This window comes from Sphingobacterium micropteri, assembly GCF_014692515.1.
Lineage (GTDB): Bacteria > Bacteroidota > Bacteroidia > Sphingobacteriales > Sphingobacteriaceae > Sphingobacterium > Sphingobacterium micropteri.
Window position 1 is genome coordinate 61,394 of the sequence record NZ_JACOIK010000012.1, and the last position, 14,447, is coordinate 75,840.

At 39.7% G+C, this 14,447-nt stretch carries 14 protein-coding genes; 6 read left to right on the forward strand and 8 right to left on the reverse strand.

Going from position 1 to position 14,447, the window contains the following annotated elements; all coding sequences use genetic code 11:
- Positions 1–5 precede the first annotated feature (5 nt).
- The 6 genes from H8B06_RS16500 (at position 6) to H8B06_RS16525 (ending at position 5,359) form a co-directional block, all read left to right on the forward strand.
- Positions 6–599, forward strand: coding sequence for a precorrin-2 dehydrogenase/sirohydrochlorin ferrochelatase family protein (locus H8B06_RS16500; protein ID WP_190995316.1), 594 nt, complete (start codon positions 6–8; stop codon positions 597–599).
- On the forward strand, positions 583–1,278 hold the full coding sequence (locus tag H8B06_RS16505; RefSeq protein WP_190995317.1) for a phosphoadenylyl-sulfate reductase: 696 nt from the start codon (positions 583–585) through the stop codon (positions 1,276–1,278). Before H8B06_RS16500 ends, H8B06_RS16505 begins: the two co-directional genes overlap by 17 nt.
- 25 nt (positions 1,279–1,303) lie before the next feature.
- Positions 1,304–2,194 carry a sulfate adenylyltransferase subunit CysD gene (gene cysD / locus H8B06_RS16510; protein WP_190995318.1) on the forward strand — a complete coding sequence of 297 codons (891 nt, stop codon included), beginning with the start codon at positions 1,304–1,306 and terminating at the stop codon, positions 2,192–2,194.
- A 19-nt stretch (positions 2,195–2,213) separates the two neighbouring features.
- Positions 2,214–3,458 (forward strand): sulfate adenylyltransferase subunit 1, encoded by a 1,245-nt coding sequence (locus H8B06_RS16515; protein WP_190995319.1) that lies wholly within the window; start codon positions 2,214–2,216, stop codon positions 3,456–3,458.
- Positions 3,459–3,704: 246 nt separating this feature from the next.
- Positions 3,705–5,039: an NADP-specific glutamate dehydrogenase gene (gene gdhA, locus H8B06_RS16520; RefSeq protein WP_190995320.1), complete on the forward strand. Its 1,335-nt coding sequence runs from the start codon at positions 3,705–3,707 to the stop codon at positions 5,037–5,039.
- Between the two features lie 74 nt (positions 5,040–5,113).
- Positions 5,114–5,359, forward strand: a complete 246-nt coding sequence (locus H8B06_RS16525; RefSeq protein ID WP_190995321.1) for a hypothetical protein — start codon at positions 5,114–5,116, stop codon at positions 5,357–5,359.
- Between the two features lie 263 nt (positions 5,360–5,622).
- Here H8B06_RS16525 and H8B06_RS16530 read toward each other — a convergent pair whose 3' ends face one another.
- The 8 genes from H8B06_RS16530 to H8B06_RS16565 all read right to left on the reverse strand — a co-directional run bounded on the left by H8B06_RS16530 (position 5,623) and on the right by H8B06_RS16565 (position 14,427).
- Positions 5,623–5,889 carry a hypothetical protein gene (locus H8B06_RS16530; protein WP_130140157.1) on the reverse strand — a complete coding sequence of 89 codons (267 nt, stop codon included), beginning with the start codon at positions 5,887–5,889 and terminating at the stop codon, positions 5,623–5,625.
- Positions 5,890–6,103: 214 nt separating this feature from the next.
- Positions 6,104–6,703, reverse strand: coding sequence for a gluconate 2-dehydrogenase subunit 3 family protein (locus H8B06_RS16535; RefSeq protein WP_190995322.1), 600 nt, complete (start codon positions 6,701–6,703; stop codon positions 6,104–6,106).
- A gap of 16 nt (positions 6,704–6,719) precedes the next feature.
- Positions 6,720–8,147: a Gfo/Idh/MocA family protein gene (locus tag H8B06_RS16540; protein ID WP_190995323.1), complete on the reverse strand. Its 1,428-nt coding sequence runs from the start codon at positions 8,145–8,147 to the stop codon at positions 6,720–6,722.
- A gap of 29 nt (positions 8,148–8,176) precedes the next feature.
- Entirely contained in the window at positions 8,177–9,859 is a 1,683-nt protein-coding gene (locus H8B06_RS16545) for a GMC oxidoreductase (protein WP_190995324.1), read from the reverse strand.
- A 27-nt stretch (positions 9,860–9,886) separates the two neighbouring features.
- Positions 9,887–11,131, reverse strand: coding sequence for an MFS transporter (locus H8B06_RS16550; RefSeq protein ID WP_190995325.1), 1,245 nt, complete (start codon positions 11,129–11,131; stop codon positions 9,887–9,889).
- 61 nt (positions 11,132–11,192) lie between these two features.
- Positions 11,193–12,104, reverse strand: a complete 912-nt coding sequence (locus tag H8B06_RS16555) for a hydroxypyruvate isomerase family protein (RefSeq protein ID WP_190995326.1) — start codon at positions 12,102–12,104, stop codon at positions 11,193–11,195.
- A 19-nt stretch (positions 12,105–12,123) separates the two neighbouring features.
- On the reverse strand, positions 12,124–13,110 hold the full coding sequence (locus tag H8B06_RS16560) for an FAD:protein FMN transferase (protein ID WP_190995327.1): 987 nt from the start codon (positions 13,108–13,110) through the stop codon (positions 12,124–12,126).
- 3 nt (positions 13,111–13,113) lie between these two features.
- Entirely contained in the window at positions 13,114–14,427 is a 1,314-nt protein-coding gene (locus tag H8B06_RS16565) for a Gfo/Idh/MocA family protein (RefSeq protein WP_190995328.1), read from the reverse strand.
- Positions 14,428–14,447: the final 20 nt, after the last annotated feature.

Sequence of the window (14,447 nt, forward strand, 5' to 3'; positions counted from 1 at the left end):
TTTAAATGAACGAACTGTTTCCCATATATGTGAAACTTCATCAGCTTCAAACCCTGTTGGTAGGAGCTGGAAACGTGGGGTTGGAAAAATTGGAAGCGATATTAGCCAATTCACCCGAAGCCAAGGTACATATCGTGGCGGCAGAAGTCAACCCCGAAGTGTACAAGCTCGTTAAAGGAAAAGCTAATATAGACGTGTCAGAGCGACTGTTTGACGAAAGTGATATTAACAATATAGATTTAATTATGTTGGCGACGAATAATACGACATTGAACGCGCATATTCGTCAGCTAGCCAGCAAACATCACATTTTATTGAATGTCGCTGATAAACCTACATTATGTGATTTCTACTTGGGTTCGGTGGTTTGTAAGGGTAATCTTAAAATCGGGATATCAACGAATGGTAAATCACCTACGATAGCCAAACGACTTAAAGAATTTCTCAACGAGCTGCTTCCGGAAGAAATTGATGAAACGCTGGAATTAATGGGACAGCTAAGAGATAATTTAAAAGGTGACTTTCAAGAAAAGGTACGTGCTTTAAATGCACACACAAAAGATGTTTTAGTTAAGAAATCGTATGATAGCACAAATTAAGCAGGAAATACAAGGCCTGAACGCTGCAGAAATTGTTGAGCATGTGCAACGAAAATACGGTTCAAGAACGGTTTTTTCGACTTCTTTCGGTATAGAAGATCAGGTTATCACACATCTGATTGCACAGTCCGGAAAAGAAATCTCTCTTTTTACATTAGAAACGGGACGTCTTTTTCCGGAAACATATTATGTATGGAATAGGACACTCGAGAAATATAAGCTTCCGATAAAAGCTTATTATCCAGATACCGCTGCTGTAGAGAAAATGGTCACAGAAAAAGGGCCGTCCAGCTTCTATGAATCGGTAGAGAATCGGAAAGAATGTTGTCATATACGTAAAATAGAACCTTTACGTCGTGCCATACAAGGATTTGAAATATGGATTACGGGTATCCGAGCTGAACAGTCCGCTAATCGGGAAGACATGGAAAATGTAGAATGGGATGCTGCAAACAATATTATTAAAATACACCCTTTGTTTCATTGGACATTAGAAGAAGTAGAAAGCTTCTTGAAAAAGAATGGTATACCTTATAACCCCTTACATGATAAGGGGTTCCCAAGTATAGGTTGTCAGCCTTGTACACGGGCAATACGTAAAGGGGAGGACTTCCGAGCCGGCAGATGGTGGTGGGAAGATAAAAGCAAAAAAGAATGTGGTCTACATGTTACACAATAAACAGTAAATAGATTATAAATAGAAAATGGATTATTTAGATCATTTAGAAGCGGAGGCAATATATATCCTGCGTGAGGTAGCGGGACAATTTGAGAATCCTGCACTTTTGTTCTCGGGAGGAAAAGATTCGATAACGTTAGTACATTTGGCAAAAAAAGCTTTTCGCCCGGGAAAATTTCCTTTTCCGTTAGTACATATTGATACAGGTCATAACTTTCCGGAAACGATTGAATTCCGAGATTGGTTGGTCGAGCAGTTAGGCGAAAAACTCATTGTCGGACTAGTGCAGGAAAGTATCGATCAAGGAAAAGCTATAGAGCAAAAAGGAAAAAATGCAAGCCGCAATCCTTTACAAACCGTGACTCTTTTGGACACAATCGAGAAGTATGGTTTTGACGCTTGTATAGGTGGGGCTCGGAGAGATGAAGAAAAAGCTAGGGCAAAAGAACGTATTTTTTCTGTACGTGATGAATTCGGACAATGGGATCCAAAACGTCAACGTCCCGAGCTGTGGAATATCCTAAACGGAAAAATTCATAAAGGGGAGAATGTTCGGGTGTTTCCAATTTCAAACTGGACAGAATTGGACGTTTGGAATTATATTAAACGAGAGAATATTGCATTACCTTCGATATATTTTAGTCACGAACGGGATGTGGTATTACGAAATGGACAATGGATGGCAGCTGCACCATTTTTACAAATAGACGGAGAAGATATTGTAGAACATAAATCAGTGCGTTTCAGAACAGTAGGTGACATGACCTGTACAGCAGCTGTAGATTCCGTTGCAACGGAACTTGATGATATCATCGAAGAAATAAAGGCTTCAACAGTAAGTGAGAGAGGCGCAAGGATGGATGATAAAGTTTCGGAAGCGGCAATGGAAGAACGTAAAAAACAGGGATATTTTTAAGGAAGTAAGCTAGAGAGAAATGAATATACTGAAATTTATAACAGCAGGCTCTGTAGATGACGGCAAAAGTACGTTGATTGGCAGATTGTTATATGATACCAATTCGATTTTAGATGATCAATTAGAGGCTATAAAAAAGGCCAACCGAAAAAATAATGATGGAACGGTTGACCTGGCGATATTAACAGACGGTCTGAAAGCTGAGCGCGAGCAGGGAATTACCATTGATGTAGCGTATAAATATTTTCAAACAGAAAAGCGGAAATTTATTATTACCGATGCACCAGGTCATATACAGTACACACGTAATATGATAACCGGCGCATCAAATTCGGAGTTGATTATTATTTTAATTGATGCACGTAAAGGAGTTATTGAACAAACGAAGCGTCATTCGTTCCTTGCCAAGCTATTGTCATTAAAGAAGGTACTCGTTTGTGTCAATAAAATGGACATGGTTGGATTTGATCCATTTGTTTACGAAAAGATTAAAGCAGATTATCTAACACTGGCTAGCCGATTGGGACTTGAAAATGTGGATTTTATTCCGGTTTCCGCGTTAAAAGGAGATAATATCGTAAATCGTTCGGAGAATATGCCTTGGTACGAAGGAGTTTCCTTATTAGATTATCTGGAAACGGTTAATATAGAAGATAAAAAGCCACAGCCGTGGCGTTTTCCCGTACAATGGGTAGTACGACCACAAACAGATGATTTACACGATTATAGAGGCTATGCAGGGCGTGTTTTAGGCGATGGCCTAAAGACAGGAGATGAGGTTATGGTGCTACCAAGCGGAGCGAGGAGCAGGGTAAAAAGCTTGGAATTAGCCGAAAAACCATTGGATCAAGCACAGAATGGACAATCTATTATCGTTCATTTAGCGGACGATGTTGACATTTCAAGAGGAGATATCCTCGTAGCTGTTTCTCAGCCACCATTGGCGGAAAAAAATTTTGAGGCAAATATATGCTGGTTTGATAATAAACCTTTGGATAAAAATCAAATCTATTTACTACAAAATCATACGACAGTTACTAAAGTTAAGGTGGCTGACGTTCTCTATAAATTTGATGTGAATACGCAGGAAAAGCAATATGAAACAGACATTCAGCTGAATGATATTGCCAAAATAGAGATTAAGGCCGCTGGTGATGTTGTCTTTGATTTAAATCGTGATTTTCCGGAGAACTCTCAAGGTATTTTAATTGACCCCCGAACGAATTTAACCGTTGGCGCTTTAATGATTGAGAATGTAGCGTAATTAATATATACATAAGAATGCAAAAAGCGATGCCGTCATAGGTGTCGCTTTTTTTTGAATAATCAAAATTCTAGATATTATATAATGACCCATAATTGACATTATGTTAAATAGAAAATTATATAATCTCCCCTCATACGATCATTCATCCTGCTCCTTGTATTATTTTAATGAATATTCGCTGTTCTTCATTTTTTTTAATAAATTAGCAACCTGAGGGAAAATAATAACTATAATTCATAACAAATGTCACTTAACTTTAAGAAGTTTATTAAATACGTTGAGGAAAGAAATCCAAACGAACCAGAATTTTTACAGGCTGTTGCCGAAGTTACCGAAGATTTGATACCTTATATTAACGAGCGCCACCCCACTTGGAGTGATTTAAAAATATTAGAGCGCATAGTCGAGCCAGAGCGTGTTGTTTCTTTCCGGGTAACATGGTTAAATGACAAAAATGAAGTTCAGGTAAACCGTGGATATCGTGTGCAAATGAATAGTGCTATTGGACCCTATAAAGGAGGTCTCCGCTTCTCTCCCACTGTAAACTTAAGTATTCTAAAATTTTTAGCTTTCGAGCAGGTGTTCAAAAACAGCTTGACAGGGATACCCCTTGGTGGAGGAAAAGGCGGTTCAGACTTTGATCCTAAAGGCAAGTCCAATATGGAAATTATGCGCTTTTGTCAAAGCTTCATGACGGAACTATATCGCCATATCGGGCCGGAAACAGATGTTCCCGCTGGAGATATAGGTGTAGGAGAACGTGAGGTCGGGTATATGTTTGGTCAGTATAAACGTATTCAAAATAACTTCACAGGCGTATTAACTGGAAAAGGCAAACACTGGGGAGGCTCTTTTATCCGTCCGGAAGCGACAGGATATGGTTTGCTTTATTTCGTCGAATGTATTTTTGAAAATATAGATGAAGAAATCGCTGGAAAAACGATCACTATATCAGGCGCTGGCAATGTTGCCTATTATGCAGCAGAGAAAGCCATACATTTAGGTGCTAAAGTGATTTCCTTATCAAATAGCACAGGTACACTGCATGATCCAGAAGGACTGACACTGGAGAAATTGAGCTACGTCACAACGTTGGGGCGTGAATTATCTAAATATCCAGAAAAATTTAAGGCCGCCTCTTTTCATGCAGGAAAAACGCCATGGCATCTTAAATGCGATATCGCTCTTCCCTGTGCTACGCAAAATGAACTGGATGCTGAAGATGCTAAGCAGCTTGTTAAACAAGGTTGTGTATGTGTCGCAGAAGGTGCTAACATGCCTTCTACCGCTGAGGCTATTAAAATATTTCATAAAGCTAAAATTCACTTTGCGCCCGGAAAAGCTGCAAACGCTGGTGGCGTAGCTGTTTCTGGGCTTGAAATGTCACAGAACTCTATCGGACAGCAATGGCATGCAGAGAAGGTAGATGCCCGTTTAAAAGGTATTATGGATAATATTCACAAAACTTGTCTTAAATATGGCAAGGAAGAAGATGGCTATATTAATTATTTAAAAGGCGCAAATATTGGAGGCTTCATCAAAGTAGGCGCTTCTATGAAAGCACAAGGGTTGGTTTAATCCCCAATTTCGTGTAAATTCAAAAGCTCCACAACCAAAATTGTGGAGCTTTATTTTTATCTAATTTTTAAAATATGAGAATAATAGCAGAACTTCCTCATCCAGATTGCAAAATATCTATTTTTTCAATGAATCAAAAATTCATCATTAAGTTTGAACAGGGTGTGCTGGAACAATCTTATAAGCTAGCAGAAACGGACGTAATAGGCGGAGTGAATGGCGTATTTGAACTTCTGGATGAGACATTTATAAGCCAGGTAGTAGAACAATTTAAGTCTATGCGTAAAACCTTTATAGAAGCGTATGATAGATATGAATAGATAATTCTTATAATAGATATATATAACTGATAAACAACGTACTATATTTATGTTTAACTGAAAACAAAATTAAATTTTGTCCAGTGTTCACGTTTTTTAAGTATTTATATATATCATATGCATGGATTATTTACATAAGCAACATAAACCATTGATTAATAGTGTTTTTATTTTTTAAACAAAATATTATTTTGCATAAATGGTATCTATTTTTAGAGCTTTTCCAAAATCTGGCACTTTGGAAAAGCTTAAGAAAAGATGATTTAGAAATCAACTTTTATAATGGATTTCAACGGAATAAGTACACCGTTCTTAATTTGAATATACTGCTCCGTCAACGACCATACCGTTGTTTCAATCCGTTTTGGCCCGTCCTCCGTTTGGAAAACAATAGTTGTTTTGGATTTAAACTCATTGCCTAGGCGCTGCGCTGCCCATAGTTTGTCATATAACGTAGCTGTATTGTCTACTTCAGCTGGAATAATCTTATAATCTCCAATATGTTCTTTTTCGATGATTTGTGCCGTCATATACCCAATTTTTTATGTAAATAATCTCGTTTTCTGTCTTAGCTAAATATAAATATTTGATTTTGACGTTTTATACATAACAACAAAATATTTACATTATTGCTTCCTTTTTAACATTTATTTGCAACTATATAACCATAAAAAAAACATCCAAACAAGGTTGCCCTATTTGGATGCTTATTTGAACTTACATAAAATTGCTAACTGTACCTAATTAAGGTGCGAATGCTCTTTCTCCTTTTTTATACGGATAGTTACCATCATATTTACCCGGAATCTTAACATAGCGCAATGCTTTCGTCATTCCAACCTCAGATGTGAAAAATCCGGTCAATGTTATTTGTTTCAACATGTGAAAGAAATGATTTGGAAGTGGTTCTGCATCTTCGGCTAATTCACTTTGCTTCTGTCCTCTTTCTTTTTGGAATTCTTTAGCTTCCTTGTCTAACATATTGACAAACTGCAATTGTTCGTCTTTTGATAGTTCTTGGAATTTTTTACCAAATTCCTTTTTCGACCGCTCATCTACCCCATCTAAGCCTTCTAGGAAGGCTTTTTGGTCCTGTGGATCATAACAATCCCGGATCATCACCGGAATAAACTCACCTACACCTGCTTCTTTAGCACCCGGAGTTGACGTTTCAGGTAAAATTGCTTCTGCAAGATCTCCCAAAAAATTCATCGTATCCTTTTCGAACAACACGGCCACTTCTTTGGTCGCGGGTCTTGTACACCCTTCTAGGAATAAGTTGGCTCCGATAACCGACCCTCCTATTAGCATGGCGACCCGTTGAATTGCTTCTCTTCTATTCATTTTAATCTGCTTAAAATTAAATGTTATAATTTATATCCCACCCTTGACGGTATTCCCGTTTCACAAACTGATTTACAAGATCAAAGTTGGTTACTTTCATGGCATCCTTATCCCACAATAACTTGAGATTTCTGCCTGGGAACCTGCCATCTACTTGAAGATCTGCCCCACGAATAGCTAAGTTTGCCATTAAAATAGCTTCGGTAAGTGGTCCTGAAATCTCAAATGGTGCGCTGACTTCCATATTTCCATATCCTGCAATACAAGCTTCTACCCACTGGGCATAGTGTCCGCTTGCTTTGCCCGGAACACGCGCATATTTTTGTGCTACGGTTTCTTTGCGGCTAGTTGGAAGCAAACGGGCATTATCACCATAAGTATCTGCTAACAACTTTCCTTTTGTACCGACAAATAAGATACCGTTACCTCCATCACCGAAAATTTCGTTAGGTTCTAATTCATCCGGACGCGCAGGCTGTATACCTCCGTCCATCCAATGTAAAGTAATCGGTCCACTGGTTTTTTCCGTTTTTGGAAAGGTCATTGTAACGTGGCTTGATGGCGGACAACTTTCTGGGAAATAGCCTCGTTTGAATTCATCCACATAGATAGTACCCACAGTTGCCTGTACATCTTGTACATATTGAAGTCCTAAGGTACTAAAAGGCACTTCTAGAAGATGACAGCCCATATCACCCAATGCTCCGGTACCATAATCCCACCAACCGCGCCAATTGAACGGTACAAGTTTTTCGATATAGTCTTTATAGGGAGCCGTTCCTAACCAAAGATCCCAATCTAACTCCTTCGGCACCGATGCTGTTTGAGTTGGCCAAGGAATGCCAGAAGGCCACACCGGTCTATCTGTCCAACAATAGATGGTATGTACGTCGCCTATTAATCCAGCTTCATACCATTCTCGGATCTCCCGTGGACCGTCGTTTGACGCTCCTTGGTTTCCCATTTGAGTCACGACCTTATATTTTTTTGCGGCCTCTGTCAACACGCGTGCTTCCCAGACATCGTGTGTCAATGGTTTTTGTACGTAGACGTGCTTACCCAATTCCATCGCAGCTAATGTTTGGATCGCGTGGTTATGATCCGGAGTGGAAATAGAAACAGCATCTATATGCTTATGTTCCTTGTCCAACATCTCGCGATAATCTTTATAATATTTAGCTTTTGGAAAGTTTTTTATTGCTCCTGCAGCGCGACGATCGTCTACATCACATAGAAAAGCGATTTCTGCTTTCCCGCTTTTGTGAAAAGACATAATGTCGCCATGACCTTTACCACCTACACCTATTCCAGCGATGGACAACTTGTCACTTGGTGCAACAAATCCATTTCCACCCAATACATGACGAGGAACAATCATAAAACCTGCTGCAGCTAAAGCCGCATTTTTTATGAAATTTCTTCTTGAGCTATTTGTTTCTTTCATGATGTGATACTTTATTTAGTTAAGCTGATTTATAGATTCCCTTTTTTAAGCTCGCTAACTGCAAAATCTACCGCACGTGCTGTTAATGCCATATATGTTAACGATGGATTGACACAAGCACCCGAAGTCATCGCCGCACCATCAGTTACGAATACATTTTTCGCATCCCAAACCTGATTATGTTTGTTCAATACAGAATTTTTGGAATCGGTCCCCATACGTGCCGTCCCCATTTCATGAATTCCTTGACCGAAACCATAGATACTATCGTAAGTGCTGACATTTTTAACACCTATTTTCTCTAGCATATCTTTCATCTCATCCATCATATCCGGACGCATTTTTAATTCATTATCTTTGATCTCCATATCCATGGCTAACACAGGTAACCCCCACTTATCTTTCTTATCCTTATCGAGATAGATTCTATTCTCGTGGTACGGTAGGATTTCTCCAAATGCCCCGAAGCCAACACTCCAGCTACCTGGCTCCAGCATAGCATCTTTCCAATCACCACCAACACTCATTTCTGCAACTTCACCAGACCATCTGCCTCGACTTGCCGCCCCTTGATACCCAAATCCACGTACATAATCCCGTTTTTTATCGTCACCAGGTACATTAACAAATCGAGGTACATATAAACCAGTCGGCCGCCGTCCGAAAATATATTTATCTTCGTACCCCTCTACCGTACCACTGGCTCCACAACGAAAATGGTGATCCATAGCATTATGACCAAGCTCACCAGAGCTACTTCCCAAACCGCCTTCCCAAACATCAGTAGCGGAGTTCATTAATACCCAAGTCGAGTTGAATGCCGAAGCACACACGAAGATGACCTTTGCATGGAATTCATAGGTTTGGTTCGTTTCTGCGTCAACAATTTCTACACCTGTTGCTTTCTGTGTATCCTTATCATATAATATCCGCGTAACGATAGAGAAAGGACGAAGGGTTAAATTACCGGTCGCTACTGCAGGAGGTAACGTAGAAGATTGTGTACTGAAATAAGCGCCGAAATTACAACCTAGCCAACATTGGTTTTGATATTGACAATTTACACGTCCGTGATGAGGCCTTGTAATATTAGCCGTTCGTCCCATAATAAAATGGCGCTTCCCATTGTATTCTTTTTGCAAACGAGCAGCTAGATCTTTCTCCACCACATTAAAATCCATCGCGGGAAGAAAATCACCGTCTGGTAACACATCAAGACCATCCCTATTACCTGAAATACCAGCCCATTTCTCTGCATAACTATACCATGGCGCAATATCAGCATACCGAATCGGCCAATCTGTACCATGTCCATCCTTTATATTTGCCTCAAAATCCAAATCGGAGAAACGATAACTCTGGCGTCCCCACATTAAAGAACGACCACCTACATGATAACCGCGATACCAGTCAAATCGCTTAACTTCAGTATACGGACTCTCTTTTTCATTTACCCAAAAATCCAGGTTTTTCTCGTTCAACGGGTAATCTCGTTTCAATACGGGATAATCTTTTTCCATTTGCTTGGTCCGACCTCCTCTATGCGGATATTCCCAAGTATCTTTGTTCGCGTGATAGTCTTTTATATGCTCAACGTTTCTCCCGCGCTCCAGCATGATGGTTTTCAGCCCTTTCTCCGTAAGCTCCTTCGCTGCCCAACCACCGCTGATGCCTGATCCGATGACAATTGCATCATAAACATTATCTGCCATACCTTTTCTATTTTTTTAATTTGTTTTTTATACTGTTTTATTCTCTACTTTCTCATTTTTAAATAAAATCATGAATAAGATCATGACAACAAATGCAATACCAGCTGGCACAATCCATATTTGTTGCCAAAATGCAGCTACATCTGTTTCCTTTATACTTTGGTATTTGTCTCCAATAAAACCGGCAACCCAAAAACCTATCAATTGTCCCACACCGTAAGTCGCTAACGTAATCAATCCCTGAGCGGCACTTTTATACTTTACGCCTGCTTTACTATCGGTATAAATTTGCCCCGAAACAAAGAAAAAATCGTAACATATACCGTGTAGCGCAATACCAATAATTAACATAAATGATAAGTCACCGGCATTTCCATAGGCAAACAAAAGATAACGTACTACCCATGCCAACATACCGATTAGAATCGTTTTCTTAAAACCAAAACGAACAAATAATACCGGTAACAATAATAAGAATACCGCTTCCGAAACTTGTCCTATAGCCATTTTGCCTGTCGCATTGGATAAACCAATCTCCACCAAGAATGGGTTGGCGTTGGAATAATAGAAAGCTAACGGGATACATATTAAGATAGACGAAATAAAGAAAATTAAGAAGTTCCTGTCTTTTAATAGCTTGACTGCGTCCAATCCTATAATGGAGGCAAACGAAGGCTTTTCTACCGAATCCACTTTTATTGGAGGTGTTTTTGGTAAAATGAAAGAGAACAACCCTAATACAGCCGAAGCGATGCCAGCCATCAAGAAGGTATTCCGCAAAGCACCCTGTTGTGCGCCCGCTGGTGAATCCCATTGGAATAGGAAGCTAATAGCCAATCCCGCGACAATCCACCCAATAGTACCCCATACCCGAATACTCGAAAATTGTGTTTCGGGATTTGTTAATTGCCTGAAGGATACAGAATTAACCAATGCCAAAGTAGGCATATACAGAATCATGTATGCTAAAACGTAAGGATAAAACGTAGCTATATCCGTCGCCTTATACATCTGGAACATGAGAAATGCTCCAATTAAATGTAAAATACCTAGGATTCTTTCCGCATTAAAATAACGGTCGGCAATCATACCAATAATAAATGGTGCAATAATAGCGCCTAATGATTGTGTCGAAAATACGTTGGAAATCTGAAAAGGTTCAGCTTGTAGGTTTTGAATCAAGAACGTTCCTAACGTTACGAACCATGCTCCCCAGATAAAAAATTCGAGGAACATCATAAAAGATAGCTTAAATCTTATGGATGTTGACATCTGATAATAGGTTTATTTTTGTATAAATATATTACTTCTCCGTTATTTTATATAAATTCACTCAAAAATTGTCTACTTCCCGATAAGCATTGACCAATGCCTTTTCGCCTTCCACACCAGATTTCGACATTCCGTGTTCCATCCCCACAATACCTGTATAGCCTTTTTCTTTCAACCATTTAAATACATTTTTATAATTGATTTCTCCTGTAGTGGGCTCTTTTCTTCCTGGATTATCGCCTACCTGGATATATGCAATCTCACTCCAACAGATATTCATGAGATTGATAAGATTACCTTCATTTTTTTGTTGATGGTATGCATCATATAATATCTTACAAGATGGACTTCCAACGGCTTTACATATTTCATAGGTTTGATCCGTATATCGAAGAAATAAATCTGGGGTATCGCTTAATGGCTCCAACACCATAGTAATACCATGTGGTTCAAAAATCTCGGCACCACGTTTTAATCCTTCGATCACGTTGGCCGTTTGAACACCTATCGGCAGATTACGCTGATAGTCGCCAGGAACAACCGTTACCCACTTGGCATTGACCCGTTTTGCCACTTCCACAGATTGTTTACATCCTTTCAAGAAAATATCAATATGTTCCTGTTTCCCGGCGGCCAAAGTATTAGCTCCGTTACCTCCTTTAGGCACAACAAATACGCCCATGCGCATACCTAATTTGGCCAAGGTCTCTCCTATCTTTGTTTGTTCTTCTACTGGTCTAGTAGGTAAACCGTTGTCCTCAATACTACGGAATCCCAATTCATGCATGTACTTGATTTCATCAACAAAGTTTTTACCGGCTGTTGCCGAAAACATGCCTTGATGCGGGGCATAATCTAATTGGAAGGTATCTCCTTCTTTATTTTGTTTTGTTGCTGCCATAATTTCATTACCTAAAATAGTTGTACTTCCAATAAACGCTGCACCACTTTTTATAAAATCTGCTCGTTTCATTCTATTTAAATTTAATCGGTTAATTATTTTTTATATATCGGTGAAAGTCTGCTGAAAAAGCTTCTTTAAACCGATCTTCATCCTGATAAATAATATAGACGTCGATGTCTTCGAGTCTGTTTGCTAGCTCTATTCCCTGCTCCGGTGTCATTGCCAAAAATACATTGTCATACCCATCTGCATCCATAGCTGTAGGTGCTATAACTGTGACGCTGGCTACGTTATTTTGTATGGGGTAGCCGTCCTGTGGATTTATATGGTGATGGATCCGACGTCCTTCCAAATCAAATGTCCGTCTATAATTTCCAGATGTGGTCACTGCCCTATCCGTCAATTGCAGTATAACATTCGAATATTTTCCGTTCTGCGGACTTTCGATAGCAATCTCAAAAGGTATGTTAACATCCTTATAACCTTTTACCTTTATTTCGCCACCTAATTCAACCAAATAGCTTTCAACTCCCTTACCATCCAAAAATTGAGCAATTACATCCACTGAATATCCCTGCGCTATTCCATTTAAATCTACCTGTACTCTTTCGTCACTCTTCGTTAGCATATTGTCGTTTAAAACCAGTTTATCCATGCCCACAAATTGCAATATACTATCAATTGTCTGGCGTTCAGGAAATGTGTGAATTCGATTTGGACCAAACCCCCACAAATTTACCAAAGGCATTACGGTTATATCAAAAATACCATCTGACATGCGGTATAAATCAAACGAACGTTTCACCACCTTTGTCATGTGCTCGTCTAATTTCAAAAGTCTCTCTGTCTTGTTAAAAGATGTGATGAGCGACTGATCATCATATAGGGACATTGATTTGTCAATCACCTGCAGCACGCTATCTATCTGTATTTTAGAAACGATAGAATTTGACGCATAGTATTGAATGTGATAAGATGTACCCTGTGCCTTGCCATCAATAGTAAATTTAGGTTGCTGGGCATAAGCCAAACAACCTAAGCATGTTAAACACGATATGAGTACTTCTTTTAGCACGTTCTAAATATAGCGATCGGTATTTTTACCCGGAATAGGATACGGGTATTCTCCGTTTTCATTCGGAACAATTTTGGGCAAGGCATCCCAGGCGTAAACATCGGGAGACAGATCGACAGTGGAGGTTAGGGCCTCTTCCCATTTAATGACCTTTCCCGTATAGCAAGCATTACGACCGATAATACCCGTAAGCGTGCTATACGCTCCATGCTGAGCGTCGTCAAACACATATTCGTTTTTAGCTATTGCCGCAAAAAGTTCTTTATGCTCCTGCTGATAAGCGTTTGGATTGCCTTTGGGGTCATGACGGTATATTTCGTTTCCGTTGGTATCCCATAGTATTGCCTGGTTTCCTGCAGAAAGGAAAGCGCGCCCATTCGTTGCCTGAAAAGTTTCGTCCACACGGTTGGATACACCTTCAAAATGTCTACATTGGCTATATACCACAGCACCATCGTCGTAAGTAAGTTCGATAGCGAAGTTATCATATATTTCACCGTAATCTTTACCGGTACGGTGGGCTCGACTTCCTGTCCCCTGAATAGAAACAGGATACTTTCCTTTTACCCAATTGGCAATATCGATATTATGCACGTGTTGCTCGACAATATGATCGCCACAAAGCCAGTTGAAATAAAACCAATTTCGCATCTGGTATTCCATTTCCGTTTGTTTTGGTTCGCGCGGCCGAACCCAAACGCCCCCACTATTCCAATAAACCTGGCCGGAAACGACATCGCCAATGGCACCATCTTGTATGCGCCTAATGGCTTCCCTATAATTCGTTTGATAACGTCGTTGTAAACCTACGACGACATTTAATTTTTTCTTTTTAGCCTCAGCTGCGGCAGCTAGTACCTTCCGTATGCCTGGAATATCGACTGCAACAGGTTTCTCCATAAAAACATGTTTGCCCGCTTTTACAGCTTCTTCAAAATGGATAGGACGAAAGCCGGGAGGTGTAGCGAGTAATACCACATCTGCATCTCTAATAGCTGCTTTATAGCCATCAAAACCAACGTATTTACGACTGTCCGGCACATCTACCTTATCACCAAATTTTTCTTTTATAGTTTGGTATGTCTTTTCTAGATTATCTTGGAAGGCATCTGCCATCGCAACCAACTTCAAGTTTTGCCCTGAAGCAAACGCATCAAACGTGGCACCGGTACCACGTCCGCCACAGCCGATCAAGGCAATCTTGATCACATCACTTCCAGCAGCAAACACACTCGATACTGGTACCGACGACAAAGCAGCTGCCCCCGTTAATAGGGATCCGGCTTTAATAAAATCTCTCCTTTTAAAATGTTGCATTAGTTTAGGTGTTGTAATTT

Bases quoted from the DNA above. Each gene is read 5' to 3' on its own strand.
- H8B06_RS16545 (WP_190995324.1), bottom strand. From the start codon at position 9,859: ATGGCAGATAATGTTTATGATGCAATTGTCATCGGATCAGGCATCAGC.
- cysD (WP_190995318.1), top strand. From the start codon at position 1,304: ATGGATTATTTAGATCATTTAGAAGCGGAGGCAATATATATCCTGCGT.
- H8B06_RS16500 (WP_190995316.1), top strand. From the start codon at position 6: ATGAACGAACTGTTTCCCATATATGTGAAACTTCATCAGCTTCAAACC.
- H8B06_RS16555 (WP_190995326.1), bottom strand. From the start codon at position 12,104: ATGAAACGAGCAGATTTTATAAAAAGTGGTGCAGCGTTTATTGGAAGT.
- H8B06_RS16525 (WP_190995321.1), top strand. From the start codon at position 5,114: ATGAGAATAATAGCAGAACTTCCTCATCCAGATTGCAAAATATCTATT.
- H8B06_RS16565 (WP_190995328.1), bottom strand. From the start codon at position 14,427: ATGCAACATTTTAAAAGGAGAGATTTTATTAAAGCCGGATCCCTATTA.
- H8B06_RS16515 (WP_190995319.1), top strand. From the start codon at position 2,214: ATGAATATACTGAAATTTATAACAGCAGGCTCTGTAGATGACGGCAAA.
- H8B06_RS16535 (WP_190995322.1), bottom strand. From the start codon at position 6,703: ATGAATAGAAGAGAAGCAATTCAACGGGTCGCCATGCTAATAGGAGGG.
- gdhA (WP_190995320.1), top strand. From the start codon at position 3,705: ATGTCACTTAACTTTAAGAAGTTTATTAAATACGTTGAGGAAAGAAAT.
- H8B06_RS16505 (WP_190995317.1), top strand. From the start codon at position 583: ATGATAGCACAAATTAAGCAGGAAATACAAGGCCTGAACGCTGCAGAA.
- H8B06_RS16550 (WP_190995325.1), bottom strand. From the start codon at position 11,131: ATGTCAACATCCATAAGATTTAAGCTATCTTTTATGATGTTCCTCGAA.
- H8B06_RS16530 (WP_130140157.1), bottom strand. From the start codon at position 5,889: ATGACGGCACAAATCATCGAAAAAGAACATATTGGAGATTATAAGATT.
- H8B06_RS16540 (WP_190995323.1), bottom strand. From the start codon at position 8,147: ATGAAAGAAACAAATAGCTCAAGAAGAAATTTCATAAAAAATGCGGCT.